20 protein-coding genes are annotated in these 26,629 nt (G+C 60.1%); 15 read left to right on the forward strand and 5 right to left on the reverse strand.

Annotated elements, in window-relative coordinates; all coding sequences use genetic code 11:
* The first annotated feature begins 77 nt into the window (after positions 1 to 77).
* The 7 genes from N434_RS06475 (at position 78) to N434_RS06505 (ending at position 8,303) form a co-directional block, all read left to right on the forward strand.
* A complete protein-coding gene (locus tag N434_RS06475) occupies positions 78 to 3,074 on the forward strand; it encodes a 2-oxoglutarate dehydrogenase E1 component (RefSeq protein WP_065114266.1) in 2,997 nt (998 codons plus the stop codon).
* Between the two features lie 53 nt (positions 3,075 to 3,127).
* Entirely contained in the window at positions 3,128 to 4,360 is a 1,233-nt protein-coding gene (gene odhB / locus N434_RS06480) for a 2-oxoglutarate dehydrogenase complex dihydrolipoyllysine-residue succinyltransferase (protein ID WP_065114265.1), read from the forward strand.
* A 69-nt stretch (positions 4,361 to 4,429) separates the two neighbouring features.
* A complete protein-coding gene (locus N434_RS06485) occupies positions 4,430 to 4,843 on the forward strand; it encodes an MAPEG family protein (protein WP_065114264.1) in 414 nt (137 codons plus the stop codon).
* A 13-nt stretch (positions 4,844 to 4,856) separates the two neighbouring features.
* Positions 4,857 to 5,501 carry a LysE family translocator gene (locus N434_RS06490; RefSeq protein WP_110756736.1) on the forward strand — a complete coding sequence of 215 codons (645 nt, stop codon included), beginning with the start codon at positions 4,857 to 4,859 and terminating at the stop codon, positions 5,499 to 5,501.
* A gap of 67 nt (positions 5,502 to 5,568) precedes the next feature.
* The gene (lpdA, locus tag N434_RS06495) at positions 5,569 to 6,975 is read left to right on the forward strand and encodes a dihydrolipoyl dehydrogenase (RefSeq protein ID WP_110756738.1); all 1,407 of its coding nucleotides are present in this window, start codon (positions 5,569 to 5,571) and stop codon (positions 6,973 to 6,975) included.
* A 209-nt stretch (positions 6,976 to 7,184) separates the two neighbouring features.
* The gene (locus tag N434_RS06500; RefSeq protein ID WP_110756739.1) at positions 7,185 to 7,685 is read left to right on the forward strand and encodes a cytochrome b; all 501 of its coding nucleotides are present in this window, start codon (positions 7,185 to 7,187) and stop codon (positions 7,683 to 7,685) included.
* A 129-nt stretch (positions 7,686 to 7,814) separates the two neighbouring features.
* Positions 7,815 to 8,303 carry a DUF2867 domain-containing protein gene (locus N434_RS06505; protein WP_181423893.1) on the forward strand — a complete coding sequence of 163 codons (489 nt, stop codon included), beginning with the start codon at positions 7,815 to 7,817 and terminating at the stop codon, positions 8,301 to 8,303.
* Here the strand turns inward: N434_RS06505 and N434_RS06510 are convergent.
* Both N434_RS06510 and N434_RS06515 read right to left on the reverse strand, forming a co-directional pair.
* Entirely contained in the window at positions 8,287 to 9,384 is a 1,098-nt protein-coding gene (locus N434_RS06510; protein WP_110756741.1) for a TraB/GumN family protein, read from the reverse strand. The genes N434_RS06505 and N434_RS06510 overlap by 17 nt on opposite strands.
* Before the next feature lie 80 nt (positions 9,385 to 9,464).
* Positions 9,465 to 10,412 carry a tyrosine recombinase XerC gene (locus N434_RS06515; RefSeq protein ID WP_110756742.1) on the reverse strand — a complete coding sequence of 316 codons (948 nt, stop codon included), beginning with the start codon at positions 10,410 to 10,412 and terminating at the stop codon, positions 9,465 to 9,467.
* Positions 10,413 to 10,533: 121 nt separating this feature from the next.
* On the opposite strand from N434_RS06515, the gene N434_RS06520 reads away from it, so the two are divergent.
* The 8 genes from N434_RS06520 (at position 10,534) to fdhD (ending at position 19,660) form a co-directional block, all read left to right on the forward strand.
* Positions 10,534 to 12,750: a primosomal protein N' gene (locus tag N434_RS06520; protein ID WP_110756869.1), complete on the forward strand. Its 2,217-nt coding sequence runs from the start codon at positions 10,534 to 10,536 to the stop codon at positions 12,748 to 12,750.
* Positions 12,751 to 12,829: 79 nt separating this feature from the next.
* Positions 12,830 to 13,216, forward strand: coding sequence for an AGROH133_08824 family phage infection protein (locus N434_RS06525; RefSeq protein ID WP_110756744.1), 387 nt, complete (start codon positions 12,830 to 12,832; stop codon positions 13,214 to 13,216).
* Between the two features lie 261 nt (positions 13,217 to 13,477).
* Entirely contained in the window at positions 13,478 to 14,044 is a 567-nt protein-coding gene (locus N434_RS06530; protein ID WP_174030529.1) for a F0F1 ATP synthase subunit delta, read from the forward strand.
* Entirely contained in the window at positions 14,044 to 15,573 is a 1,530-nt protein-coding gene (atpA, locus tag N434_RS06535) for a F0F1 ATP synthase subunit alpha (RefSeq protein ID WP_046799528.1), read from the forward strand. The genes N434_RS06530 and atpA overlap by 1 nt, the downstream gene beginning before the upstream one ends.
* A 30-nt stretch (positions 15,574 to 15,603) precedes the next feature.
* Positions 15,604 to 16,482, forward strand: coding sequence for a F0F1 ATP synthase subunit gamma (locus N434_RS06540; RefSeq protein WP_065114257.1), 879 nt, complete (start codon positions 15,604 to 15,606; stop codon positions 16,480 to 16,482).
* A gap of 23 nt (positions 16,483 to 16,505) precedes the next feature.
* Complete coding sequence (gene atpD, locus N434_RS06545) at positions 16,506 to 17,960, forward strand: F0F1 ATP synthase subunit beta (protein WP_065114256.1); 1,455 nt, start codon at positions 16,506 to 16,508, stop codon at positions 17,958 to 17,960.
* 127 nt (positions 17,961 to 18,087) lie between these two features.
* Positions 18,088 to 18,498 carry a F0F1 ATP synthase subunit epsilon gene (locus tag N434_RS06550; RefSeq protein WP_003492358.1) on the forward strand — a complete coding sequence of 137 codons (411 nt, stop codon included), beginning with the start codon at positions 18,088 to 18,090 and terminating at the stop codon, positions 18,496 to 18,498.
* 355 nt (positions 18,499 to 18,853) lie between these two features.
* Positions 18,854 to 19,660: a formate dehydrogenase accessory sulfurtransferase FdhD gene (gene fdhD / locus N434_RS06555; RefSeq protein ID WP_110756746.1), complete on the forward strand. Its 807-nt coding sequence runs from the start codon at positions 18,854 to 18,856 to the stop codon at positions 19,658 to 19,660.
* A 43-nt stretch (positions 19,661 to 19,703) separates the two neighbouring features.
* Here fdhD and N434_RS06560 read toward each other — a convergent pair whose 3' ends face one another.
* The 3 genes from N434_RS06560 to N434_RS06570 all read right to left on the reverse strand — a co-directional run bounded on the left by N434_RS06560 (position 19,704) and on the right by N434_RS06570 (position 26,615).
* On the reverse strand, positions 19,704 to 21,440 hold the full coding sequence (locus tag N434_RS06560; RefSeq protein ID WP_181423894.1) for a methyl-accepting chemotaxis protein: 1,737 nt from the start codon (positions 21,438 to 21,440) through the stop codon (positions 19,704 to 19,706).
* A 370-nt stretch (positions 21,441 to 21,810) separates the two neighbouring features.
* Complete coding sequence (locus tag N434_RS06565; RefSeq protein ID WP_003504949.1) at positions 21,811 to 22,287, reverse strand: chemotaxis protein CheW; 477 nt, start codon at positions 22,285 to 22,287, stop codon at positions 21,811 to 21,813.
* A gap of 167 nt (positions 22,288 to 22,454) precedes the next feature.
* Positions 22,455 to 26,615, reverse strand: a complete 4,161-nt coding sequence (locus tag N434_RS06570; RefSeq protein WP_110756750.1) for a translocation/assembly module TamB domain-containing protein — start codon at positions 26,613 to 26,615, stop codon at positions 22,455 to 22,457.
* Between the last annotated feature and the right edge of the window lie 14 nt (positions 26,616 to 26,629).

The raw sequence follows: 26,629 nt of genomic DNA on the forward strand, positions 1-26,629 counted from the left end.
AATAATCAAAGCGGCAGGCCGGTGAAACGGCCCTAACGGCATCGAGGAGGCGGACGGACAAGTCCGCAGGAACGAAAATGGCAAGGCAAGAAGCGAACGAGCAGTTTCAGATCACGTCGTTTCTGGACGGCGCGAATGCAGCCTATATCGAGCAGCTCTATGCCCGGTACGAAGAGGATCCCTCTTCCGTGTCGCCGGAGTGGCAGAGCTTCTTCAAGGCACTGTCCGATAATCCGGAAGATGTGAAGAAGGCGGCCAAGGGCGCCTCCTGGAAGCGTGCCAACTGGCCTATCCCGGCGAATGGCGAACTGGTATCCGCGCTGGACGGAAACTGGGCCACGGTCGAGAAGGCCATCGAGAAAAAGGTTCAGGCGAAGGCCGAAGCCAAGAGCGCCGACACGGGCAAGCCGGTCAGCGAAGCGGAAGTGTTGCAGGCAACCCGTGACAGCGTTCGCGCCATCATGATGATCCGCGCCTACCGCATGCGCGGCCACCTGCATGCCAAGCTCGATCCGCTCGGCATCGCCGTCGCCGTTGAGGATTACAACGAGCTGTCGCCGAAGTCCTACGGCTTCGAGGAAAGCGACTACGACCGCAAGATTTTCATCGATAACGTGCTCGGCCTCGAATATGCGACCGTGCGTGAGATGATCGATATTCTGGAGCGCACCTACTGCTCCACCATCGGCGTCGAATTCATGCATATGTCCAGCCCGGAAGAAAAAGGCTGGATCCAGGAGCGCATCGAAGGCCCGGACAAGGGCGTTGCCTTCACGGCTGAAGGCAAGAAGGCCATTTTGTCCAAGCTGGTCGAAGCCGAAGGCTACGAGCAGTTCCTCGACGTGCGCTTCAAGGGCACCAAGCGTTTCGGCCTTGATGGCGGTGAATCGCTGATCCCGGCACTCGAGCAGATCATCAAGCGCGGCGGCCAGGAAGGTCTCGAAGAAGTCGTTCTCGGCATGGCCCACCGTGGCCGTCTGAACGTTCTGACCAATGTCATGGGCAAGCCGCATCGCGCCGTGTTCCACGAATTCAAGGGCGGTTCGTTCAAGCCTGACGATGTCGAGGGTTCCGGTGACGTGAAGTACCACCTCGGTGCTTCCTCCGACCGCGAATTCGACGGCAACAAGGTTCACCTGTCGCTGACGGCCAACCCGTCGCACCTTGAAATCGTCAACCCCGTTGTGATGGGCAAGGCCCGCGCCAAGCAGGACCAGCTTGCCAAGGCATGGGACGGCGACATCATTCCGCTGTCGGAACGCGCCAAGGTACTGCCGCTCCTGCTGCACGGCGATGCCGCTTTTGCGGGTCAGGGCGTTGTTGCTGAAATTCTCGGCCTTTCCGGTCTGCGCGGCCACCGCGTTGCCGGCACCATGCACTTCATCATCAACAACCAGATCGGTTTCACGACGAACCCGGCCTTCTCGCGTTCGTCGCCCTATCCGTCCGACGTTGCCAAGATGATCGAAGCGCCGATCTTCCACGTCAACGGTGACGATCCGGAAGCTGTGACCTATGCGGCCAAGGTTGCCACCGAATACCGCATGAAGTTCCACAAGCCTGTCGTCGTGGACATGTTCTGCTATCGCCGCTTTGGCCATAACGAAGGCGACGAGCCGGCGTTCACGCAGCCGAAGATGTACAAGGTCATCCGTGGCCACAAGACCGTGGCGCGCATCTATGCCGACCGTCTGATCGCCGAAGGCCTGATCAACGAAGGCGAATTCGAGAAGATGAAGGCCGACTGGCGCGCCCATCTGGAGCAGGAATTCGAAGCGGGCCAGTCCTACAAGCCGAACAAGGCCGATTGGCTGGATGGTCAGTGGTCGGGCCTGCGCGCCGCCGACAATGCCGATGAGCAGCGTCGCGGCAAGACCGGCGTACCGATGAAGCAGCTGAAGGAAATCGGCAAGAAGCTGTCGACCATTCCGGAAGGCTTCAGCGCCCACCGCACGATCCAGCGCTTCATGGAAAACCGCTCGCAGATGATCGAGACGGGTGAAGGCATCGACTGGGCGATGGCGGAAGCGCTGGCTTTCGGTTCGCTCGTTGCAGACGGCCACAAGATCCGTCTTTCCGGTCAGGATTGCGAACGCGGCACCTTCTCGCAGCGTCATTCGGTTCTCTACGATCAGGAGACCGAAGAGCGTTATATTCCGCTTGCCAATCTTTCGCCGACGCAGGCCCGTTACGAAGTCATCAACTCGATGCTTTCGGAAGAAGCCGTTCTCGGTTTCGAATACGGCTATTCGCTGGCCCGTCCTAATGCGCTGACCCTTTGGGAAGCCCAGTTCGGCGACTTCGCCAACGGCGCGCAGGTGGTGTTCGACCAGTTCATCTCGTCGGGTGAACGCAAGTGGCTGCGCATGTCCGGTCTCGTCTGCCTTCTGCCGCATGGCTACGAAGGTCAGGGCCCGGAACATTCGTCCGCCCGTCTGGAGCGCTGGCTGCAGATGTGTGCCGAAGACAACATGCAGGTTGCCAACTGCACGACGCCGGCCAACTACTTCCACATCCTGCGCCGCCAGATGAAGCGTGACTTCCGTAAGCCGCTGATTCTGATGACGCCGAAGTCGCTGCTGCGTCACAAGCGCGCCACCTCGTCGCTGGCCGAGCTTGCAGGCGAGTCCTCCTTCCACCGTCTCCTGTGGGACGATGCTGAAGTCATCAAGGACGGCCCGATCAAGCTGCAGAAGGATTCGAAGATCCGTCGCGTCGTCATGTGCACGGGCAAGGTCTATTACGATCTGCTCGAGGAACGCGAAAAGCGCGGTATCGACGACATCTACCTGCTGCGCGTCGAGCAGCTCTATCCGTTCCCGGCCAAGGCGCTCATCAACGAGCTGTCGCGCTTCCGCAATGCGGAGATGGTCTGGTGCCAGGAAGAGCCGAAGAACATGGGTGCGTGGTCGTTCATCGATCCTTACCTGGAATGGGTTCTGGCGCATATCGACGCCAAGTACCAGAAGGTCCGTTACACGGGCCGTCCGGCGGCCGCCTCTCCGGCGACCGGCCTGATGTCCAAGCATCTGGCGCAGCTTGCTGCGTTCCTGGAAGACGCGCTGGGAGAGTGAAAACTCTCCCGCATCGCCCCGCAAAAAAGACACCTGAATAACGGAACTAGATCATGGCCACTGAAATCCGCGTACCAACCCTCGGCGAATCCGTCAGCGAAGCGACCGTCGGCACTTGGTTCAAGAAGGTCGGCGATACCGTCAAGGCCGACGAACCTCTCGTTGAACTGGAAACCGACAAGGTTACCGTCGAAGTCCCGGCGCCTGCGTCCGGCGTTCTCACCGAAATCGTTGCGCAGAACGGCGAGACCGTCGGCCTCGACGCGCTTCTCGGCCAGATCGCCGAAGGTGCTGCCGGTGCAGCAACCTCCGCACCTGCCGCAGAACCGGCAAAGCCTGCTGCGGCCGCCGCACCGGCACCTGCCGCCGTTGCCGCTCCGGCAACCGGTTCCATGCCGCCGGCACCTGCCGCCGGCAAGCTGCTTGCTGAAAACAACCTGTCTGCCGATCAGGTCGACGGTTCGGGCAAGCGCGGCCAGGTTCTGAAGGGTGACGTTCTCGCCGCTGTCGCCAAGGGCGTTTCCGCACCTGCCGCCGCTCCGGCTCCGGCCGCCGCACCCCGTCCGGTTTCCGCCGAACAGGATCAGGTCCGCGAAGAGCGTGTGAAGATGACCCGCCTGCGCCAGACGATCGCCCGTCGCCTGAAGGATGCGCAGAACACCGCCGCCATGCTGACCACCTATAACGAGGTGGACATGAGCGCGGTCATGGACCTGCGCAACCGTTACAAGGACGTGTTCGAGAAGAAGCATGGCGTCAAGCTCGGCTTCATGGGCTTCTTCACCAAGGCCGTGACCCACGCGCTGAAGGAACTGCCCGCCGTCAACGCTGAAATTGACGGCACGGACATCATCTACAAGAACTATTGTCACGTCGGCATGGCTGTCGGCACCGACAAGGGCCTCGTTGTTCCTGTTATCCGCGATGCTGACCAGCTCTCCATCGCCGGCGTCGAAAAGGAGCTCGGCCGCCTCGCCAAGGCCGCGCGTGACGGTTCGCTCGGCATGGCCGACATGCAGGGTGGCACCTTCACCATCACCAATGGCGGTGTCTACGGTTCGCTGATGTCCTCGCCGATCCTCAACGCACCGCAGTCGGGCATCCTCGGCATGCACAAGATTCAGGAACGCCCGGTCGCCATCGGCGGTCAGGTCGTTATCCGCCCGATGATGTATCTTGCGCTCTCCTACGATCACCGTATCGTTGACGGCAAGGAAGCCGTGACCTTCCTCGTCCGCGTCAAGGAAAGCCTGGAAGATCCGGAACGTCTGGTTCTCGATCTCTAATCGCTCTTGCTTTTCCTTTCAGCGGGGTTTCAAGTGAAGCCCCGCTGAAAGACCACCTGGAGAGCAGATGTGCAGCCGACATTTCTTGCCGCTTCCCCTTTTCTGCCGCTCATCGGTCTAAGCGTTCTTCTGCTCGTGTTTCACGTCATGCTGCAGGGCATGACGGCGACCAAGGAATTCGGGCTGGAATGGAATGCCGGGCCAAGGGATGGCAGCCAGGTGCCGCAGGGCAGGCTTTCCGGCCGTGCCTCACGCGCGTCTGCGAATTTCCGGGAAACATATCCGGCTTTTCTGGCGCTCGCTTTCGGGGTCATCATGGCGGGTGATCCTGCCGGTCTGGCGCTGACTGGTGCCTGGATCTGGCTGATCTGCCGGGTGATCTATATTCCGCTCTATCTGGCGGGCGTCCCTTATATCCGCTCTTTCGTGTGGCTGGGGTCCGTGCTTGGGCTGGCGCTCATGTTTGTCGTGCTGATGTTCTGAAGGCTGCTTTACGATGCATCAATATCTCATCGAACTTGCATCCCTGATGGCGATTTTCTCCTTCGCGATCGTGTCGCCCGGTGCCGATCTCGCCATGGTCATGCGCCAGGCCATGGTGCATGGGCGCAGGCAGGCGATCATCACCAGTTTCGGTGTTGGAACGTCTTTGATGTTCCATGTCACCTATACGATCCTCGGACTTGGCCTCATCATTTCCCAATCGATCTATCTCTTCAACATCGTCAAATGGCTGGGCGTCGCTTATCTCATCTATATCGGCATCAAGGCGCTGCGTGCGGGCAAGACCGAATTGCCGGAGGCTGACGCGGATGGTGTCGTGCCGGTCAAAAGCAGGCAGACGGCGCTGAAGGCGTTCACACTCGGTTTTGCCGCCAATGCGCTCAATCCCAAGCCGGTGTTTTTCTTCCTGTCGATCTTTTCGACGGTGGTTCACGCGCATACGCCGGTCGCCATCAAATTCGGATACGGGCTCGTCATGGCGAGCTGCCTTATCCTGTGGTTCGTCGGCGTCAGCCTGTTCATGACGACGCCGCGCATGCGCGCTGCATTTCAGCGCGCCAGCCAATGGATCGACCGCACCAGCGGCGTGGTCTTCATCGCACTCGGTATAAAACTCGCAACGGAAAAAGCGGCCTGAGTTTCAGGTCAAACGCAAGCAGGGCAACGATCCCGCATCTTGCCCGACATCAATCAGGAAAACGAACATGGCATATGATGTAGTTGTAATCGGCACGGGCCCCGGCGGTTATGTTTGCGCGGTCAAGGCGGCACAGCTCGGCCTGAAGGTCGCTGTCATCGAAAAGCGCGCGACCTATGGCGGCACCTGCCTCAATGTCGGCTGCATCCCTTCGAAGGCGCTGCTGCACGCGTCCGAAACCTTCGCCCATGTTGCCCATGGCGTCGATTCGCTCGGTATCGAAGTCGCCGCGCCGAAGCTGAACCTTGAAAAGATGATGGGCCACAAGGACGGCGTGGTGAAGGCCAATGTCGACGGCGTGTCCTTCCTGTTCAAGAAAAACAAGATCGATGCCTTCCAGGGCACCGGCAAGGTCGTTTCCGCCGGCAAGGTTTCCGTCACCAACGACAAGGGCGAGAGCCAAGAAATCGAAGCGAAGAACATCGTTATCGCCACCGGTTCCGATGTTGCCGGCATTCCGGGCGTTCAGGTCGATATCGATGAAAGCGTCATCGTCTCCTCCACGGGTGCGATCGCCCTTTCCAAGGTTCCGGAAAAGCTGATTGTTGTCGGCGGTGGCGTCATCGGCCTGGAGCTTGGTTCGGTCTGGTCGCGCCTCGGTGCCAAGGTTACCGTCGTCGAATATCTCGACAATATTCTCGGTGGTATGGATGGCGAAGTTTCCAAGCAGGCCCAGCGTCTGCTCGCCAAGCAGGGCCTCGATTTCAAGCTCGGCGCCAAGGTGACGGCTGTTGAAAAGACCGCTACCGGTGCGAAGGTCGTGTTCGAGCCGGTCAAGGGCGGCGCGGCTGAAACGCTGGAAGCGAATGTCGTGCTGATCTCCACCGGCCGCAAACCCTACACCGAAGGTCTCGGTCTTGCGGAAGCAGGCGTGGTGCTGGACAGCCGTGGCCGTGTCGAAATCGACGGCCACTACAAGACCAATGTCGACGGCATCTATGCGATCGGTGACGTGGTGAAGGGTCCGATGCTGGCGCACAAGGCCGAAGACGAAGGTGTCGCGCTTGCGGAAATCCTCGCCGGTCAGCGCGGCCATGTGAACTACGATGTCATTCCGGCAGTCGTCTATACCCAGCCGGAAATTGCTTCCGTCGGCAAGACCGAGGAAGAACTGAAGGCCGCTGGCGTCGCCTACAAGGTCGGCAAGTTCCCCTTCACCGCCAATGGCCGCGCCCGCGCCATGCAGGTGACGGATGGTTTCGTGAAGATCCTTGCCGACAAGGAAACCGACCGGGTTCTCGGCGGTCACATCGTCGGCTTCGGCGCTGGCGAAATGATCCACGAAATCACCGTGCTGATGGAATTCGGCGGTTCTTCGGAAGATCTGGGCCGCACCTGCCATGCGCACCCGACCATGTCGGAAGCCGTGAAGGAAGCGGCACTTGCGACGTTCTTCAAGCCGATCCACATGTGACCGGCGCTGGAACGGCAGAACGAAAACGAAAGCGTTCCGCCGGTCTGGCTTCTGTTTGCGTGCTGGCTTTCAAAACCGCCCGGGGGTGTTTCTGCCCGACGTGCAAATATTAAATTTCATTCATCTGCCAAACCCCGGCTTGCCATGCAGGCCGGGGTTTCACATACTCGTGCCATAGCCTGTCTAACCTTTTGATAAAAGGCAATAAAATGGCATTTTCAACTCAAGTTTCCTTCTCGGTTCCACAGCGCATCATTCATTGGGCGATGGCGCTTCTGATCTTCTTCAATCTGCTGTTTCCTGACGCCATGGCCCATGCCTACCGGCTGATGCGGCGGGGTGAAACATTGACACCGGATCAGATTTCCTCGGCCAATATTCACGCCTATGTCGGTTTTGCCATCCTGTTGCTTGCGGTTCTGCGCCTCTGTCTGCGCTTTTTCCAGGGCGTGCCGCCGCATCCCGCGGAAGAGCCTTGGCCGTTTCAGATCGCGGCCAAAGTGGCGCATTTCACCTTCTACGCCTTGTTCTTCGTCCTGCCTCTATCCGGTGTCGCCGCCTATTATTTCGGTGCCCAGGCCGCAGGCCAGCTGCATTCCGGCCCGTTCAAGGCGCTGATGTGGGTGTTGATCGTCGGCCATGTCGCAGCCGTTCTGGTTCACCAGTTCTACTGGCGCACCAATGTCCTGAAGCGCATGACACACGGCTAGGGCACTTCAGGACGAAAGATGGCTTCGCGCTTTCGCCGGGAATGCTTCGAGCGGCGGTTTGTCGCGTTTCCCGCCCATCGGAAAAAGACGATGGTGGCTCCTGCCGCATCGGGCGGCCGGGGTTCATGGATGCGGAATAACGAAGACATATTGCCGGGCGCTGACTGGTGGGATCGTTTCGAAGGGGAGATGGTGTCGCCGAAGTCGTCCTCGCTCGATGTGAGCAGGCTGCTTCTCGACCATCCGCCGCTATGGATAAGCCGCCTTATGACGCTTCGAAACCGTGTCGTTTCGCTTTTCGGCTTGAAAACGGTCGAACTGGCGGCGGGTGCTTCGGCGGGCGGGTTTCCGGTTCTGTCATCCACGCCGGAACGGACCGTGCTCGGCTTCGATGACCGCCATCTCGATTTCCGGATCGTCATCGATCTCGAAGAGACGGGTAGCCGCCAGACGGTGAGCGTCACCACCATTGTCAGGCGCAGGAACCTGTTCGGGCGGCTATATCTTCTTATCGTCGGGCCGTTTCACCGTCGGATCGTGCCGGCGACGATGCGGCCATTCTGCGCCAATGTCCGGCCTGTCCGCATCGCAGACGGGGGTCTTATTCAACCCGCGTGAGGGTGAAGCCTTCTGCCCGCAGGAGTTCGATCACGCCCTCTTCGCCCGGCAGGTGCAGGGCGCCCACGGCCATGAAGACATTGCCCTTGGCCAGTTCAGGGGTGGCCCGTTCCGCCATGACGTGATTGCGGTCGGTGATGATACGTTGCTCGAAGGCGGCGTAACCCTGTTCGTTTTCTGCCACTGCCTTCTTGGGGTCCAGGCTCTTCAGCATGGGCATGGTCATGCCGATATCGCCGGCGACATAGAGATCGGTCATGGTCTTCATCACGTCGTCCATGCGGTCGCCGAGTTCGAGCGTCTCAATCAGCGCCTGAAGATGAAATTCCATCGGCAGTTCGGACATGGCCGTCAGCTGCTCGACCATGGTTTCCAGCCCGACGAGGCGTTTTCCATCCGCGAGTGCATCTTCGGCCAATTTCTTGTCGAGAAAGGAGAGGCCGGTGGCCTTGCGGGCAAATTCGCAGGCGGGAAGGGCAACGAAGCTCGAGAGCATCCACGGCTTCATCCGTGAAACGGCATTCAGCGGAATGCCGCGCTCCTTGAGACCCTTTTCCAGACGCGCGACATTCTCCGGCGACAGGATGTCGGTGATCGACTTGCCGTCCAGAAACATGGTGAGTTCGGGTTTGCTCAGCAGCGAGGTCGCGACCTTCTTGTCGTCGACGATTTCGTCCGATTCCACGATGACAGTTGCGGCTTTTTCGAAGGCGGGTGTCGCGGCGGCAGGCATTTCCAGAACGCGTGGGTCGGTGACATGCATCGTACCGAGAAGATAGGAGGGCTCGGTTCCGGCCTTTTCGATGCGCCAGAAATTACCCTTGCCATTGGGGATCGCTGACGCTTCCTGTTCGATCTTCGCAAAAGCCTGCGGATCGGTCTTGCGCATATCCACGAGAATGTCGCTGCCCGTGCAGGTGATCTGTTGCCCTGCGGCTTCCGCTTCACTTAGCGAAAGCAAAGTCATGAGCAGAATGGCGAGGGCCGTGACATGCAGGGCCGCGAGCAGCCACAGCAGGGCGTCGCCGGTTTTGCCCATCAGGGTGGCGGTAAGGTTGTGTGGCTTTATCAGGCTGTGCATGGGTCCAATCCGGTTCTTGTTCGCTTATAGAACGGCGGCTTGGATGTCTGGTTAATGTTTATGGTTAACCATTTCCTGCGTCATGCGCGCGGGTGGGCATTGTCGTAGATTTCCAGCAGTCTGGCGGTATCGACGCCGGTATAGACCTGGGTAGTGGACAGGCTCGCATGGCCCAGCAGTTCCTGAATGGTGCGCAGATCGCCACCACCAGCCAGAAGATGGGTGGCGAAGGAATGGCGCAGCGCATGTGGCGTGGCGTTTTCCGGCAGGCCGAAAGCGCCACGCAGCTTCTGCATTTCCCGCTGTATGATGGCGGGCTGCAGCTTGCCGCCGCGTGCGCCGAGGAAGAGGGGGGCATCCGCCGCCAGAGCATAGGGGCAGAGCTTCCTGTAGGCATCGACTGCTTCCGTCACCACTGCCAGCAGTGGCACGATACGCGTTTTGTTGCCCTTGCCGGTGATGCGCAGGCTGCGGGCACCGGACGGAAAATCGGCTGGCGTCAGACCGAGTGCCTCGGAAATGCGGAGGCCGCAGCCATAAAGCAGCGAAAGGACTGCCGCATTGCGGGCGGCGATCCACGGTTCCTCGTTCAATTGTGCCTCGGCCGTGGTGATCTTCAGGGCCTGCCGGTCGGTCAGCGGTTTTGGCAGGGATTTCGGCTGTTTTGGCGCGCGCATGGCGGTGGCGCCGGCCGCATTGACGAGGCCTTTTTTTTGCAGGTGGTGAAGAAGGGAGCGCAGTCCGGCCAGATGCCGGCCGAGTGAACGCGCACCAACTCCCTCCTTGCGTCGGTTGGCCAGAAAGGCGCGAAGATCGACCGGGCGCAAATCGGCAATATCGGCGATGGCGGCGGGCTTGCCGATGTAACCGGTGAGAAATGTCAGGAACTGGCGGGTATCGCGTTCATAGGCTTCGACGGTGTTGTCGGAAAGACGGCGCTCGCCGGCAAGACCGGCGAGCCAGGACTGGCGCTCGTTCAAAAGATCGGGTTGCGCAAATGTCAGGATTTCAGTCACGGGGCGCTCCATTCCATGCTCTGAAGCTATGCCCCTATGGTCAGTATTTGGTTAAGAGATGGACTTTGCGGGATGGGCCCACTACATCCGGGCGGTTTCCTTTTTCATCTCGCCGGGGCATGGTCGCCACATCATGGCAAAAGATTCGTCCGATCTGTTTGGGGCTTTGTTCGACCCGCCGTCGCCCGTGCGCACGGTGCCCGTTCTCGTGCCCATGCCGGCGCCCGGGCCCTACAGCTATGCGGTGCCTGAGGATATGGTGGTCGAGACCGGCTCGGTCGTGCAGGTGCCACTCGGTCCCCGACAGGTCTTCGGCGTGGTGTGGGACGATGCCGGCGACAAGGGCGTCGATCCAAAGAAATTGCGGCCCATCACCAAGAGTTTCGAATGCCCGCCGCTGAAGGCGGAGATGCGCCGTTTCGTTGACTGGGTTGCCGCCTATACGCTTTCTCCGCCCGGCCTGGTGGCGCGCATGGCGCTCAGAGCGCCTACCGCCTTCGATCCCGAACCGATGATCGAGGGGCTTCGGCTGACGGAAGGCCGGCCGGAGCGCCTGACCCCCGCCCGCGAACGGGTGATGGAACTGGCCGCGGAAGGGCACGGCTGGACGAAGAGCGGGCTTGCCCATGCCGCCGGCGTTTCGACCAGCGTCATCGACGGCCTTGTCAAACAGGGCGTGTTCGAGACGGTTTTTCTGCCAGCGCCGCCTGTCGTGGCCGAGCCCGATCCTGACTATGTCGAGCCGCGTCTGGAAGGCCCGCAGAAACAGGCCGCTTCGGAAATCCTTGAAGATGTGCGCAAGGGTGGTTTTCATGTCTCGCTGATCGATGGCGTGACCGGCTCGGGCAAGACCGAGGTCTATTTCGAGGCGGTGGCCGAAACGCTCCGTCAGGGCAAGCAGGTTCTCATCCTGCTGCCTGAAATCGCGTTGACGGCGGCCTTTCTTGAGCGTTTTCAGGATCGTTTCGGCGCGAAACCGGCGGAATGGCATTCGGACCTGTCGCCGCGCATGCGTGAAAAGGTCTGGCGGCAGGCGGTGACGGGTGAGGTGAAGGTGGTGGCCGGCGCGCGCTCGGCGCTTTTCCTGCCCTTCGACAATCTCGGTCTCATCATCGTTGATGAAGAGCACGACCCCGCCTACAAGCAGGAAGACCGCGTCTTTTATAATGCCCGTGACATGGCCGTCGTCAGGGCGCGGATCGCAGAATTTCCTGTCGTGCTGGTGTCGGCAACGCCGTCGGTGGAAAGCCAGGTCAATGGCAGTTCGGGGCGCTACAACACCATTCACCTGCATACACGTTTTGGCGATGCGGCGATGCCCGATCTGCACCTCGTCGATATGCGCCGCCATCCGCCGGAAAGGGGAGGGTTTCTCTCGCCCGTCCTGCTGCGCGGCATCGGCAAGACGATCGAAAAGGGCGAGCAGGCGCTGCTTTTCCTCAATCGCCGTGGTTATGCGCCGTTGACGCTTTGCCGGGTCTGCGGCCACCGTTTCCAGTGCCCGCAATGTTCCAGCTGGCTGGTGGAGCACCGCTTTCGCAATCAGTTGCAGTGCCACCAGTGTGGCCACAATGAGCCGACGCCGGACCATTGCCCGGAGTGCGGCACCTTCGATCATCTGGTGGCCTGCGGTCCCGGCGTGGAGCGCATTGCCGAAGAGGTGGAGAAACATTTCCCCGAGGCCCGCACCATCGTGCTCTCCTCCGATCTCATGGGTGTCAAGCGCCTCCGGCTGGAGCTGGAGGCGATCGTCAAGGGTGAGGCGGATATCGTCATCGGCACGCAGCTCGTCGCCAAGGGGCATAATTTTCCGCTGATGACGCTTGTCGGCATCGTTGATGCCGATCTGGGCCTTGCCAATGGCGATCCGCGCGCGGCAGAGCGAACGTTCCAGCTGCTCTCGCAGGTGACGGGGCGCGCCGGGCGCACGGGGTTGAAGAGCCATGGTCTGCTGCAGACCTACCAGCCGCAGCATCCCGTCATGCAGGCGATCGTTTCGGGCGATGCCTCGGCCTTCTACGAAAGGGAGATCGTGGAGCGGGAAAAGGCCATTCTGCCGCCCTTCGGCCGTCTCGCCTCGATCATCGTTTCCGCCGATACGCGCGGGGAAGCGGAAACCCATGCCAGGGGTTTAAGGGCCGCAGCGCCGCAGGTTACCGGCATCATGCTACTCGGCCCGGCGGAAGCGCCGCTCGCGCTCATCCGCGGCCGCCACCGTTTCCGTCTCCTGGTGCATGGGCGGCGCAATTCCGATATGCAGTCCTTCCTTCGCACATTGCTGGCCAATGGCCCCAAAGAGCGCGGCAGCGTGCATGTTCAGCTCGATATCGATCCGCAAAGTTTCCTTTGAACTTTGCCGCTGGGGCGTTTTCCCGCTGTCATGACCGTGTCATAACGCAGCAGGCAGTCAAAATGATTTGGGGACCGAGATGGAGTTTTATTTTCCCGCCGAGTTCGGCGAGCAGCTGGCTTTCGGAGCGGCGGTGGTTTCGGCCGTGATGGGCCTTTTTTTCATGTTTGCGCCGGGGATTACGCTGCGTGCCTTTGGTCTGCAGCCGTCGGGTGAGCGCAGGGATGGTTATGCGCTCGTGCGCTCATCGCTTGCCGGCTTCTATCTCGGTCTCGGCGCCGCCGCCCTGCTTCTGGCGCAGCCCATGGTCTATCTCGCCTTCGGTGCGGCTTTCGGTCTCAGCGTGTTCGGCGGCATTCTCTCCATTCTCTCGGACGGAGGCGCAACCATGCGGAATTTCATACTCCTGGTTGTACACTTTCTGCTCGCTGCACTGTCGTTGAGCTACGTGTTCGGGCTGGTCTGAAGCGGGCTTTTTGCCTTTTGTGACGCACAGATGCCGCATCCTGAGCGAAATCGGAAAATTTAAACGCATTCCCCCTTGCCCAAACGGCGCTTTCCGCTATTACGCGTGTTGCGAGTCCCGGCGTCCTATGCTAGACGGACCGCGAAATTGGGAAAAGACAGGGGGGAATTCCGGTCTTTTTCGGGGAAATTGAAACGATTTCAAGAATTTGATGTGATGGATCCCCATCGCTGACGATCTTGGATGATTAGCAGGGAAAAAGTGCCCGTGGCAGACACCTCCCAGGGAACATCCGGTGTAGCGGAAAGGTATGCGTCGTCGCTTTTCGAGCTTGCTTTGGAAGCGGGTGCGGTTGAAGCGGTTGGGGCCGATCTGGACAAGTTCGGCGCACTTCTCGACGAAAGCGACGATTTGAAGCGTCTGGTTGCGAGCCCGGTGTTTTCCGCCGAGGATCAGTTCAAGGCAATCACCGCGATCTGCGAGAAGGCCGGCATTGCCGGTCTTGCTGTTAATTTCCTCAAGGTCGTTGCGAATAACCGCCGTCTCTTTGCCGTTCCCGGCATGATCCGCGCCTACCGTGCCATTGCCGCCGACCACCGCGGCGAAATCACCGCCGAGGTCACCTCGGCACATGCGCTCGACGAGGCGCAGGAAACTGAACTGAAAGCGGCGCTGAAGAGCGTTACCGGCAAGGATGTGACGATTTCCGTTACCGTCGATCCGTCGATCCTCGGCGGCCTGATCGTCAAGGTCGGCTCTCGCCAGATCGATACGTCTCTTCGCACCAAACTTTCCACCCTTAAGCTTGCACTGAAAGAGGTTGGCTGATGGATATCCGCGCCGCGGAAATTTCCGCAATTCTGAAAGATCAAATCAAAAATTTCGGCAACGAGGCGGAAGTCTCGGAAGTCGGTCAGGTGCTTTCCGTCGGTGACGGTATCGCCCGCGTCTATGGCCTCGACAATGTTCAGGCCGGCGAAATGGTCGAGTTCCCCGGCGGCATTCGCGGCATGGCGCTCAACCTCGAAGCCGACAACGTCGGTGTGGTTATCTTCGGCTCGGACCGTGACATCAAGGAAGGCGACACCGTAAAGCGGACTGGCGCTATCGTTGACGTTCCCGTTGGTCCGGAACTGCTCGGCCGCGTCGTTGACGCGCTTGGCAACCCGATCGACGGCAAGGGCCCGATCAATGCCGCCAAGCGTTCGCGCGTGGACGTCAAGGCTCCCGGCATCATTCCGCGCAAGTCGGTTCATGAGCCGATGTCGACCGGCCTCAAGGCCATCGACGCCCTCATCCCGGTTGGCCGTGGCCAGCGCGAACTCGTCATCGGCGACCGCCAGACCGGCAAAACCGCGATCATTCTCGACACGATCCTGAACCAGAAGGCCATTCACGACAATGGTCCTGACGGCGACAAGCTTTATTGCGTCTACGTCGCTATCGGTCAGAAGCGTTCGACCGTTGCCCAGTTCGTGAAGGTTCTGGAAGAGCGCGGCGCGCTGCAGTACTCGATCATCGTTGCTGCGACCGCTTCCGATCCGGCGCCGATGCAGTACCTTGCTCCGTTTGCCGGTTGCGCCATGGGCGAATATTTCCGTGACAACGGCAAGCACGCTCTCATCGGTTACGACGACCTTTCCAAGCAGGCCGTTGCCTATCGCCAGATGTCGCTTCTGCTGCGCCGTCCTCCGGGCCGTGAAGCTTATCCGGGCGACGTCTTCTACCTCCACTCCCGTCTTCTCGAGCGCGCTGCAAAGCTCTCCGACGAAATGGGCGCCGGTTCGCTGACGGCTTTGCCGGTCATCGAAACCCAGGGTAACGACGTTTCGGCCTTTATTCCGACCAACGTGATCTCGATCACCGACGGCCAGATCTTCCTTGAAACCGACCTGTTCTACCAGGGCATCCGTCCGGCCGTTAACGTCGGTCTGTCGGTTTCGCGCGTTGGTTCTGCCGCTCAGATCAAGGCGATGAAGCAGGTTGCCGGTTCGATCAAGGGTGAACTCGCCCAGTATCGCGAAATGGCCGCCTTTGCCCAGTTCGGCTCGGACCTTGATGCTTCCACGCAGCGCCTGCTTAACCGCGGTGCCCGCCTGACCGAGCTTCTGAAGCAGCCGCAGTTCTCTCCGCTCAAGACGGAAGAACAGGTCGCGGTGATCTTCGCCGGTGTCAACGGCTACCTCGACAAGATCCCGGTCGCACAGGTCGGCAAGTTCGAGCAGGGTTTCCTCTCCTACCTCCGCTCGGAAGGCAAGGCGATCCTCGACACCATCCGCACGGAAAAGGCTATCAGCGACGATACCAAGGGCAAGCTCAAGGGCGCTCTTGATAACTTCGCCAAGTCTTTCTCGTAATCAGGGCTCTTTTACTCGGACGGATAACGGATGCCTTCACTAAAGGATCTGAAAAACCGCATTGCCTCGGTAAAGGCGACGCAGAAGATTACCAAGGCGATGAAAATGGTCGCCGCGGCGAAGCTTCGGCGCGCCCAGGAAGCTGCGGAGGCCGCCCGGCCTTATTCTCAGCGCATGAGCGCCGTTCTTGCCAATATCGCTACGGCGGTTGAGGCGGACGTTGCTCCGGCGCTGATGACCGGCACCGGCAAGGACGGCGTGCATCTGCTCGTCGTCTGCACGGCTGAACGTGGTCTTTGCGGCGGTTTCAACTCGCAGATTTCCCGTTTTGCCCGCGATCACGCCCGTAAGCTGATTTCCGAAGGCAAGACGGTCAAGATCATCACGGTTGGCAAGAAGGGTTACGACAGCCTTCGCCGCGAATTCGCAGCCAACATCATCGAGCGCATCGAGCTGCGTGACGTGAAGAGGGTCGGTTTTGAAAACGCCGACCAGATCGCCAAGAAGGTGATCTCGCTCTTCAACGCGGGTGAGTTCGATGTCTGCACGCTGATCTACTCGGAATTCAAGTCCGTCATCAGCCAGATCCCGACCGGCCTGCAGCTCATTCCCGCCGCAACGCCTGTTGTGGAAGAGGATGAGGCGACGCAGAACGCCGTCTACGAATATGAGCCGGATGCGGCTTCTATTCTGGAAGACCTTATTCCGCGCAACATTTCGGTTCAGGTTTTCCGGGCTCTGCTCGAAAACGTTGCCGGCGAAATGGGCGCCAAGATGAGCGCGATGGACAATGCAACGCGCAATGCCGGTGAGATGATCAACAAGTTGACGCTGTCCTACAACCGTCAGCGTCAGGCTCAGATCACCAAGGAACTCATTGAAATCATTTCGGGCGCGGAAGCGCTCTGAGGTAAGGAAAGAGGGTAAGGATAATGGCTAAGGCAGCTACCCCCAAGAAAACCGCAGCGGTGAACGGCGCGGGCAAGGTTACCCAGGTTATCGGCGCTGTTGTCGACGTGGCGTTCGAAGGCGAACTGCCTCCGATCCTGAACGCGCTCGAAACCGAGAACAACGGCAACCGCCTCGTTCTGGAAGTCGCGCAGCACCTCGGCGAAAACGTCGTTCGCACCATCGCCATGGACTCGACCGAAGGTCTGGTTCGCGGTCAGGGCGTCGTCAACACCGGTGCACCGATCTCCGTTCCGGTTGGCCCGGAAACGCTCGGCCGTATCATGAACGTCATCGGCGAGCCGGTTGACGAAGCCGGTCCGATTGTCACCGCTTCCAAGCGCGCGATCCACCAGGACGCCCCTTCCTATGTCGAGCAGTCGACGGAAGCACAGATCCTTGTCACCGGCATCAAGGTCGTCGACCTTCTCGCACCTTACGCAAAGGGCGGCAAGATCGGCCTGTTCGGCGGCGCCGGCGTTGGCAAGACCGTTCTCATCATGGAACTGATCAACAACGTTGCCAAGGCACACGGCGGTTACTCGGTATTCGCCGGCGTGGGTGAACGTACCCGTGAAGGTAACGACCTCTACCACGAAATGATCGAATCGAACGTCAACAAGCTTGGCGGCGGCGAAGGCTCCAAGGCCGCGCTCGTTTACGGCCAGATGAACGAACCGCCGGGTGCACGCGCCCGCGTCGCTCTGACCGGTCTGACGATCGCTGAGAACTTCCGTGACGAAGGCCAGGACGTTCTGTTCTTCGTGGACAACATCTTCCGCTTCACGCAGGCTGGTTCGGAAGTGTCGGCTCTGCTCGGCCGTATTCCTTCGGCCGTGGGCTATCAGCCGACGCTGGCAACCGACATGGGCCAGATGCAGGAACGCATCACCACCACGACCAAGGGTTCGATCACCTCGGTTCAGGCGATTTACGTTCCCGCCGACGACTTGACCGACCCCGCGCCGGCCACTTCGTTCGCGCACCTTGATGCAACGACGGTTCTGTCGCGTTCGATCGCCGAAAAGGGTATTTACCCGGCTGTTGACCCGCTCGACTCCACCTCGCGTATGCTGGACCCGATGATCGTCGGCGAAGAGCATTACGAAGTGGCTCGTAAGGTTCAGTCGACCCTGCAGCGCTACAAGGCTCTCCAGGACATCATCGCCATCCTCGGCATGGACGAACTGTCGGAAGAAGACAAGCTGACGGTTGCCCGCGCCCGCAAGATCGAGCGCTTCCTGTCGCAGCCGTTCTTCGTTGCTGAAGTCTTCACCGGTTCGCCGGGCAAGCTCGTTGCGCTCGAAGACACGATCAAGGGCTTCAAGGGCCTGGTCAACGGCGAATACGACAACCTGCCGGAAGCTGCCTTCTACATGGTCGGTTCGATGGAAGAAGCCATCGAAAAGGCGAAGAAGCTGGCTGCCGAGGCTGCCTGATCATGAATTGGCGGGCGCGCGGTTCATCCACGCGCCTTGCCGACAATGGTGAAACCGGAACGGCTTTCGCCTGCGTTGTAAAAGACAAGTCCGTGACGCCCGCGTAATTGAAAAGAAGTGAATAGCCATGGCTGACAGTTTCAAATTCGATCTCGTTTCCCCGGAGCGTCTGCTCGTTTCCGAAACGGTTACGGAAGTCGTCATCCCGGCTACGCTGGGTGAAATGACCGTTCTGGCCAATCATGCTCCGACGATGACCACGATCAAGCCGGGTCTGGTAACGGTGAAGTTCGCTTCCGGCGAGACGCACAAATATGTCGTCTTCGGCGGTTTTGCAGATATTCTGCCGACCGGCTGCACGCTTCTCGCCGAATCCGCCGTTTCGGCCGATGATATGTCTCCCGACACGCTGCAGAAGCGTATCGATGCGGCCAAGGCCGAAATCGAAGAGGGCAATCATCACCACGAGCACCTGACCAAGCTTGAAAAGCATCTTTATGAACTGACGAACCTGCATGAGGTTCTCGTCGCTGCTTGAAAGCACCGGGCGGGTTCGAAAGAATGACTGCCCACAAAAAACCTGAAGCAGAAAGCGGCCGTTTCGGTCGCTTTTTTGTTTTTGGTTCTCAACTGAATGAGACCCACGCCTGCTCATGCCAGGAGCCTGTGAATGGCGCCGGCTCGCTTGCAGAACGGCTGAATGGGAGGGGTTTACGCCTGGAGGGCGCTCAGCGAGGAAATACAGAGCGCATCCCAGCCTTCCGTTTCAACACCCGTGATGGGAAACCGATTCCGATTTTCAGCACAATGGGCTAGATGTGAAGTCGGAAGCAATCCTGCCCTCCGATCGCAAACGGGGCAGCGGCTGGTTTCGTCATGGAGGGAGGATCGGCATGTCGGCAGAGGCAAGTTTCCGGAGGGTCGCGAGAACCGCTTTGCGCGACGGGGCAAGAGCCGAGGGCGAACGCGCGGTGCCTGAGGAAGTGCCGGTGGCCTTTTCTTATGGTGGCAGCACGCATGCCGTGATGATGGCGAGCCCTGCCGATCTGGTCGACTTCGCCGTTGGCTTCAGCCTTACGGAAGGCATCATAACGTCGCGCGCGGAAATTCGCTCCATTGAAGTGGTCGAGGCCGGGCAGGGCTATGATGTTCAGGTGGACCTGCAGGATGCCGAAGCCGATGCCCTGCGGGCGAGACGGCGACATATGGCGGGCCCGGTGGGTTGCGGCCTGTGCGGCATTGAATCCATCGAACAGGCGGTGCGCACGGTGCCCGATCTGAGCGGCGTCGAACTCTTCGTCAACGGCCATGATATTGTTGCTGCGGTGAAAACGTTGAGCGAGGCGCAAAGCCTCAATCGTGAGACGCGGGCCGTTCACGGTGCTGGTTTTTATAGCGCGCAGGAGGGGCTGCTTGCCGTGCGCGAAGATGTCGGCCGCCACAACGCGCTCGACAAGCTGGCAGGCGCGGTGATCAACACCGAAATATCTTCGCCTGCGGGCATTGTGGCCGTCACAAGCCGTCTGTCGGTGGAGATGGTTCAGAAGACGGCAATCCTCGGTAGTCCCGTTCTGGCGGCCATCTCGGCACCGACGGCGCTTGCTATTGAAACGGCCGAGCGCGCAGGTGTTACCCTCGTCGCTCTGGTTCGGGGTGAAGATTTTGAAATCTTCACCCGTGCGGACCGCATCGTCCTTTAGCGTTCACGCCGCCGTTTCCCGGCGGCCTGCCGGTTTCCGGGAGCTAGAACTCCGCCCATTCGGCCGCGGCATTTCCATGAGACCGTGGTGCGGCATATCGCGCCTGCGGTGTCGGCAGTCTGGTGACCACGGCCGGTTTTCTGTCGACCGGCCGGGCGGATGATACGGATGTCTCGTGCGATATTCTGAATTGCCGCAGCAATTCATGCAGATTTTCCGCTTCATTGGCGAGACCGTGGCTGGCGGCGGTGGTTTCCTCCACCATGGCGGCGTTTTTCTGGGTGGCCTGATCCATGACGTTGACGGCCTGATTGATTTCCCTGAGGCCGTTTGCCTGTTCCCGGGAGGCTTCTACGATGGCGGAGACATTGGCGTCGATTTCCCCCATCTGTGACTGAATATCCCTGAGGGCGCCACCGGTCCTGCCGACGAGGTCCACCCCATTGGCAACCTGTTCGCGAGAGGTGTTGATGAGGGATTTGATCTCCTTGGCCGCAACCGCCGATCGTTGCGCCAGCTCGCGAACCTCCTGCGCGACCACGGCGAAACCCTTGCCTGCCTCACCCGCACGGGCGGCTTCCACCCCCGCATTGAGGGCCAGGAGATTGGTCTGGAAGGCGATATCGTCAATGACGCCGATGATATTGGTGATCTCCCCGGAGGACCGGGAAATTGCGTCCATGGCTGAAATTGCGTGCTGGACGATGTCGCCGGAATGTTCGGCATGCTCTTTCGTCCGCAGCACCAGCTTGCCGGCTTCTCCGGCACGCTGGCTGGCGTCGGTAACGGTGGTGGTGATTTCCTCCAGTGCCGCCGCCGTCTCTTCCAGTGAGGCGGCTTGCTGTTCGGTGCGCTGTGAAAGCTGGTCGGCGGCGATGCGAATTTCACCCGAGCCGGAAGCAATGGTAGAGGCATTATGGGCGATGGTCTGCATGGTGACCTGAAGCTTGGCGACCACTTCGTTAAAATCCTGGCGCAGTTTCTCCATGCTGGGCACGAAGCTATTATCGAGGCGTTGTATGAGATCGCCCTCGGCCAGCGCGCGCAAGGCTTCGGCAAGAACGGCGATGGCGCTCATGCGCGGGGTTACGTCAGTGGCGAATTTCACCACTTTCACCACCTTGCCTTTGTCATCCAGCACAGGGTTATAGGCAGCCTGAATCCATACCTCCTTGCCGTTCTTGCCATACCGGACAAATTCGTCCGAGATGAATTCCCCCGCCGCCAGCCGTGGCCAGAAATTGCCGTAGGCCGGCGACGCCGCATAGGCAGGATCGCAGAACATGCGATGGTGCCTGCCCTCGATCTCCTTGAGGTCGTAATCGACGGTGGCACAGAAATTCGGATTTGCAGTGATGATGGTTCCGTCGGGCAGAAATTCGATGGTTGCCTGGGAGCGGGAAAGCGCCTCCAGTTTGCCGGCATCTTCCACGGCCCTGATTTTCTTGGCGGTGATATCGGTGGCGATCTTGACCACTTTATAAGGTTTGCCGGAACGGAAAACCGGATTGTAGGAGGCTTCTATCCAGATCACCGATCCATCCTTGCGGATGCGGCGATATTCCTTGGCCTGAAATTCACCGCGGGTGAGAGCGTCCCAGAAGTCCTGATAGGCGTGCGAGGCGACGAAATCTGCGTCGCAGAACATGCGGTGGTGCTTGCCGATGATTTCGGCGAGGTCGTAACCCAGCGCCGTGCAGAAATTCCCGTTGGCGGTGAGAATATTTCCCTTGAGATCGAATTCTATGACCGCCTGCGATCTGGATATCGCATCGAGCATGTTCCGGTTATCTGCACTCTTCCCTAACCCCAGCATTGGATGTCCCCCGAATATCGGCCCACGGCGCGGCTGGCCGCACAGAGGATGCGGTCCGCGCCGTCTCATGTTGAACAACGAACAGGTTTTGCCGCCGATGGCAGCAATGCAGGCAATTCTCGTTTTCTGGCCTAGGTCAGTACCGGACCTGCGATATAGGGTGCCGGTGCGGCACTGATCTTCGGCTTTTAATATTAGATATCTATAATATTAAAATGTTCTTATTTACTAAGCGAAAGAAAAGGAAAAACAAAACCGCCGGAGAGGTGCTCCGGCGGTTGGATCTAATTGTCGATAATCGCGGCCAGCGGGTGTTGCCGCCCGATATGCGGGCTCAGGCCGCGAGATCTTCTGCTTCGGTTCCCTTGAACATCTTTGCAAGGTTCAGGAAGCAGATCATGCCATGTTCGTTGGCAATGATGCCTTCGGAATAGGATTTGTCGAAAGAGGCCGAGATTTCCGGAACCGGCTGGACCTGATTTGCCGGGATCGTGAGGATATCGGACACGCGGTCGACCAGCATGCCGATGACCATATTGTGCACTTCGGCCACCACGATGGCGCTTCTTTCGTTGGCGACGGTGCTTTTCATGCCGAGCTTGTGGGCCAGATCGATGATCGGAATGACCGAGCCGCGCAGGTTCATGACGCCGATGACGTCTTTCGGCGCGTGGGGAATGGGCGTGGAAGGCGCCCAGCCGCGGATTTCGCGGATGGTCGTCGTCTTCACGCAGAATTCCTGATCATGCAGGCGGAATGCGATGATTTCGAGCGTCTCACCGCCAAAATTGGTAGAGTTTATCATTGCCATCAGAATTCTTCCCAATGCTCGCTGTGGAGGCCGGCGCAAGTGCACCGACACTTGCATATGCGGGTTTGGCGTTCTGCCTGGTGCCTGAACAGCCGGAAACAATATTTCCGTCTTCAATGGAAGAGTCGTATCATGAGATGGTTTCGCAAACCTAAATGCGACCGGTCTCAATATTCCTTCTCGTAAAATATGCCGGCTGCGCCTTCGCCATCGCCGCCCGCTTCGCCACGCAATTTCACGCCACGTCCGACATCGAGGTTGATGATCGCCTTCGCGCCGGATTCGCCGCTCTGCTGCAGCTCGAGATAGGTTCTCTCGTTGAGATATTTGCCGGCGGAAACCCGGGCCTGGCCTTCGGAATCCGTTGAGATATCGAGATCGTCGACACCGAGATTGCTTCTGAGCTTGTCGAACAACGAGGTGGAGCGACCGCCGGCCAGCTGGGCTGCGGCATCCGCCAGCCGGGCGATCTGCAGGGCGGAGAGTTTCGACATGGACTGGCCAAAGATCAGCTGCGCCATGACTTCATCCTGCGGCAGGGCAGGGGCCGAGGAGAAGGCGAATGTCGGGTCGTTGGCATTGCCGGAAACCGCAACCGTGACGGTGGTTGAACCAACCGTCGAGTCCGCCTTCATATCGAGAACCGGAATGAGGCCGCCACCGAAGCTGATGTTGCCGGTGGTGAAATCAAGACGGCGGGTGAGAATTTCGAGCCTGCCGCGGCGCATTTCAAAACCGCCGGAGATGACGGGAACGGCAGCCGTGCCGCGGATCGTGAGATTGCCGGTCAATTCCGCATCGATGCCACGGCCGCGCACGAAGATGCCGCTCGGCGCGTTCACCTGCAGATCGAGATTGATGGTGGACGAGCTGCCGCTGCCGCCCTGATCGCCGCCGAGCGCCTTCGCCTGCGCGCGTACCTTGGGCGGGGCGTTCTTGTGCTTGACGTCGATTTCCGTCAATGAGGCGGGGAGTTTCTCCGGAATGGTGATGGCGCTTCTGTCGAGCGTCAGATTGCCGCCCAGCACGGGTGAATTCAAGAGCGGGCCTTTCAGTGTCAGCGTACCGCTTACCACCGTGGTCACCAGCGTTCCGTCATTGTAACCGGCGCGATCCAGCGTGATCGAAATGTCTGCGGGGAAGCCCGCGCCACCGGCTATGCCGACGCTGCCGGTTCCCGAGATTGTGCCGCCGCCCGCCAGTTTGCCCGCCAGTCGGGAAATGACAGCGCGATCGCGATCGAAGGTGATAGTTGCACCCAGTCCATTGATCGTCAGGTTTCGGCGCACGTCGGTCAGGCGCGTGCCGTCAGTGGTGATGCTGCCGGTCACGACCGGTGCCGTGGCGCTGCCGGAAATTTTCACGTCGATGGCGGCCGTGCCGTCCACATCGAGGCCCTGGGCGGCAGTCTGCGCGGCTACGGCGGAGAAGGGCAGCCTGCCGGTAAAGGCCATGGAAAGCGGGCGATTGCCGGCAATGCCAAGGGAGCCACCGCCCGCAAGCGACATGCCACCCTGACCAGTCACATTCGTATCGATCTGCAGCGTGCCGCCGGCAAAGCGGCCGTTTGCCTTGATGCCGAGCGCGGCAAGTCCCGCGGCGCGGGTCTGCGACACCTCTGCATTCGTCCAGTTCAGATTATAATCGACTGCCGGGTCCGATGCGGCACCTTTGGCGCTGACGGTGCCGGATATGCTGCCCGCCGCATCCAGCCCGGCGGCGAAGGCGTTTGCGAGACTGGCGGGAAGCGAACGGATATCGGCGTTGATATCGAGTGACGATCCGGCGGTGCCGTTGACCTCAATACGCCCGTCGCCGGTGATGATGGTCAGGTCGGAGATACGGGCGGTGCCGTTCTGGATGGCAATGGTGCTTGGTTTTTCGAGCCGCACCGCAATGCCCTTGGGCGCGGCGGAAAAGGCGTCGAGCCTCACCGTCATCGGCGCGCCGCCAGTGTCGGCGCTGCCCTTCACCACCAAGGGCGCATTGTCGTAGCGGCCGTTGACGTCGAATGCGGTCGTTGTGCCGGAATGGCCGATAGTGGCATTCAGGCCGGAAATCGAGGCTGCGCCGGCATTAACGCTGTCGGCACTGACCTTGCCGTTGATGGCAAGCGCCTGCAGGTCATCGATGGAAATATCGGCGGCCAGCTTCGAGATAACCGTGGTTCCCTGGCGGATGCTGCCGCCATTCGCCTTTATCGTCGCGGCGATCCGACCATTGGCGTTGCTCAAGGCGATATCGCCGGCAATATCCCCGTCCGCCTGCTGCGCGGCAAGTGCGGCCAGCAGCGCAAGGTCCGGGAAATTGAAGGAGAGATTGCCTGTCGGCAGGAATTGCTGCGAAAATTGCAACTGCCCGTTCAGCAGGTTACGACCCACTGCGACATGCAGTTCGGGGATAGCCGTACCGTTTTCGGTCTGCACCACATTGGCGTTGGCGTCGATCTTCTGCCGGTCGAGGCTGCCGCTGGCGGTGAGTTTTGCCTGCGGTGCCTTGGGATCAGCCTTGCCAGCGGCGCTGACTTTCAGCGCTTCGAGGGTCCGCCCGGCAAGGATCGCGCTTTCAGAACTCAGGGTGACGTTGAAATCCGGTGCGGAGACTGCGCCACTGGCTTCGATTGCAAAATCGGCAATGCCCTTGGCCTGCGGTGTCAGCTTTTCGAGAGCGGGGAATTTGCCCGTCAGGCTGGCGTTCAACGCCTCGTTTTCGAGGCTGACATCGCCTGCCGCCTCTATCGTGCCGGATTTGACGGTGAGGTTCTGCACGCTGATGCGCCCGCCGACGGTCAGGTCGATATCGCCCTGCAGGGCGATTGTGGTGTCGAATTTTTCCGCCAGCGTCGGAGGCAGGGTGGCCGGCAGCGCGAAGAGCTGCACGCTGGATGTCAGCCGATTGCCGGCGAGGTTGAAACTTCCATTCAGCGTTCCGCCGACGCTGGCGCTTTCCAGCGTCGTGCCGTCAAAGCCGATGGCGGGAGAGGTGAGGCTGAGCGGCGCCTTGATGGTGAGAGGTGCCCGCACCAGCCGGTCGATATCCGGGCTGACGAAGGACGATTGCGCCACGGAGAGGACGGTTGCGATGGTGCCGCTGCGGCTGGCAATGTTGAGATCGGTGCTTTCGGTCGTCAGCTTGACGTCGTCAAGCCGGCCCTGTGGCAGGGCAAGGCTGCGCAATGATGCCGTGGTCTTGAGATGTGCGGCGTCTGCGCCACCCTTCAGGGACAGATCGAGACCGTTGATGAGAGCCTGGACTTCGCCATTCTCCAGCGGCCAGCGGAAATCCACGGGGCCCGCGGTGCCGATGAGATTGGTGGCAAGATCGTTTTGGCCGTTCGGATCGATGGTGCCGGAAGCGGTGAGCAACAAGGTGCCCGTTTCCAGCGTGCTGCTGCCGATTTCGATGCGGCCCTGCGGCGAGAGCGTGGCATTTGCGTCGAGCTTCGTCTCACCGGCAAAAAGCTGGCGGAAGGCGGGCGGAAGAAGCAGATCCGGCTGGCCGCCGCCCGCGACTTCGATACGGCGCGTGCCGTCATCTCCAAGGATGTGGCGGCCGGTGAGATTGATCACCTGGTTGCCGGAGACATTGCCGTGGAGTGTGCCGGTCCAGTTGGAAAGCGGCCCTTCGCCGTTCACGTCGATTGCCACTGCGGGTGTGCCGGGAAGCGAAAGCAGCGTGGCAAGGAGACCGCCTTCGGGCTCCTTCATCTCGGCTTTCAGCTTCAGGACATTTTCATTCGGCAGAAAGGCGATGTCGGCATTGACGGCGGCATCCGCCGCATTCACCCGATGCGCCGTGAGCGACAGCCGGATATCGTCGCGTGCGGCCTTGAGATTGCCTTCGGCCGTCAGTTCGAAAGGCGTGCCGAGAAGTGATTGCCCGAGGCTGATATCGGGGAAGCTGAAATTGTCGATACCGATTTCAATCGGTAGCGAGGAACTGCCAGAGCTTTTGGTCGTCGTCTCTTCGGCGGCAAGGGGCTTGCGCTCGACATCGATCGATCCGGCCGACACGTGATCGGCATGAAAGGTTCCCGCAAGAAGCGAGAGCGGCGACCAGTCGACGGCGATCTGGTTCACGCGGGCATAGGGTCCCTGTCGATCCGAAAGGGTGACATTGTCGAGCCGCAGGCGGCCGGTCAGAAGACCGCTGGGGGGAGAGATTTCGATCGTCTGATCGGGCGTCGATACGAGCGATGAAATCTGCTTTGCGGCAATTCTTGCGCCCATCGGCGTAAAACCGACGAACAGAACCGCAAGCAACACCAGCACCACGCCGCACAAGGCAACGTAGCCCAGCCATTTCAGCAATCGAATCAACGTTTTCATCAAAGGTAATCTAC

The sequence above is a fragment of the Rhizobium sp. UGM030330-04 genome, assembly GCF_003208455.1.
GTDB classification, from domain to species: Bacteria; Pseudomonadota; Alphaproteobacteria; order Rhizobiales; family Rhizobiaceae; genus Agrobacterium; species Agrobacterium rhizogenes_A.

Bases quoted from the DNA above. Each gene is read 5' to 3' on its own strand.
- N434_RS06515 (WP_110756742.1), bottom strand. From the start codon at position 10,412: ATGGAGCGCCCCGTGACTGAAATCCTGACATTTGCGCAACCCGATCTT.
- odhB (WP_065114265.1), top strand. From the start codon at position 3,128: ATGGCCACTGAAATCCGCGTACCAACCCTCGGCGAATCCGTCAGCGAA.
- N434_RS06570 (WP_110756750.1), bottom strand. From the start codon at position 26,615: ATGAAAACGTTGATTCGATTGCTGAAATGGCTGGGCTACGTTGCCTTG.
- N434_RS06565 (WP_003504949.1), bottom strand. From the start codon at position 22,287: ATGGCAATGATAAACTCTACCAATTTTGGCGGTGAGACGCTCGAAATC.
- N434_RS06540 (WP_065114257.1), top strand. From the start codon at position 15,604: ATGCCTTCACTAAAGGATCTGAAAAACCGCATTGCCTCGGTAAAGGCG.
- lpdA (WP_110756738.1), top strand. From the start codon at position 5,569: ATGGCATATGATGTAGTTGTAATCGGCACGGGCCCCGGCGGTTATGTT.
- N434_RS06525 (WP_110756744.1), top strand. From the start codon at position 12,830: ATGGAGTTTTATTTTCCCGCCGAGTTCGGCGAGCAGCTGGCTTTCGGA.
- fdhD (WP_110756746.1), top strand. From the start codon at position 18,854: ATGTCGGCAGAGGCAAGTTTCCGGAGGGTCGCGAGAACCGCTTTGCGC.
- N434_RS06475 (WP_065114266.1), top strand. From the start codon at position 78: ATGGCAAGGCAAGAAGCGAACGAGCAGTTTCAGATCACGTCGTTTCTG.
- N434_RS06520 (WP_110756869.1), top strand. From the start codon at position 10,534: ATGGCAAAAGATTCGTCCGATCTGTTTGGGGCTTTGTTCGACCCGCCG.
- N434_RS06550 (WP_003492358.1), top strand. From the start codon at position 18,088: ATGGCTGACAGTTTCAAATTCGATCTCGTTTCCCCGGAGCGTCTGCTC.
- atpA (WP_046799528.1), top strand. From the start codon at position 14,044: ATGGATATCCGCGCCGCGGAAATTTCCGCAATTCTGAAAGATCAAATC.
- N434_RS06490 (WP_110756736.1), top strand. From the start codon at position 4,857: ATGCATCAATATCTCATCGAACTTGCATCCCTGATGGCGATTTTCTCC.
- N434_RS06560 (WP_181423894.1), bottom strand. From the start codon at position 21,440: ATGCTCGATGCGATATCCAGATCGCAGGCGGTCATAGAATTCGATCTC.
- N434_RS06505 (WP_181423893.1), top strand. From the start codon at position 7,815: ATGCGGAATAACGAAGACATATTGCCGGGCGCTGACTGGTGGGATCGT.
- atpD (WP_065114256.1), top strand. From the start codon at position 16,506: ATGGCTAAGGCAGCTACCCCCAAGAAAACCGCAGCGGTGAACGGCGCG.
- N434_RS06500 (WP_110756739.1), top strand. From the start codon at position 7,185: ATGGCATTTTCAACTCAAGTTTCCTTCTCGGTTCCACAGCGCATCATT.
- N434_RS06510 (WP_110756741.1), bottom strand. From the start codon at position 9,384: ATGCACAGCCTGATAAAGCCACACAACCTTACCGCCACCCTGATGGGC.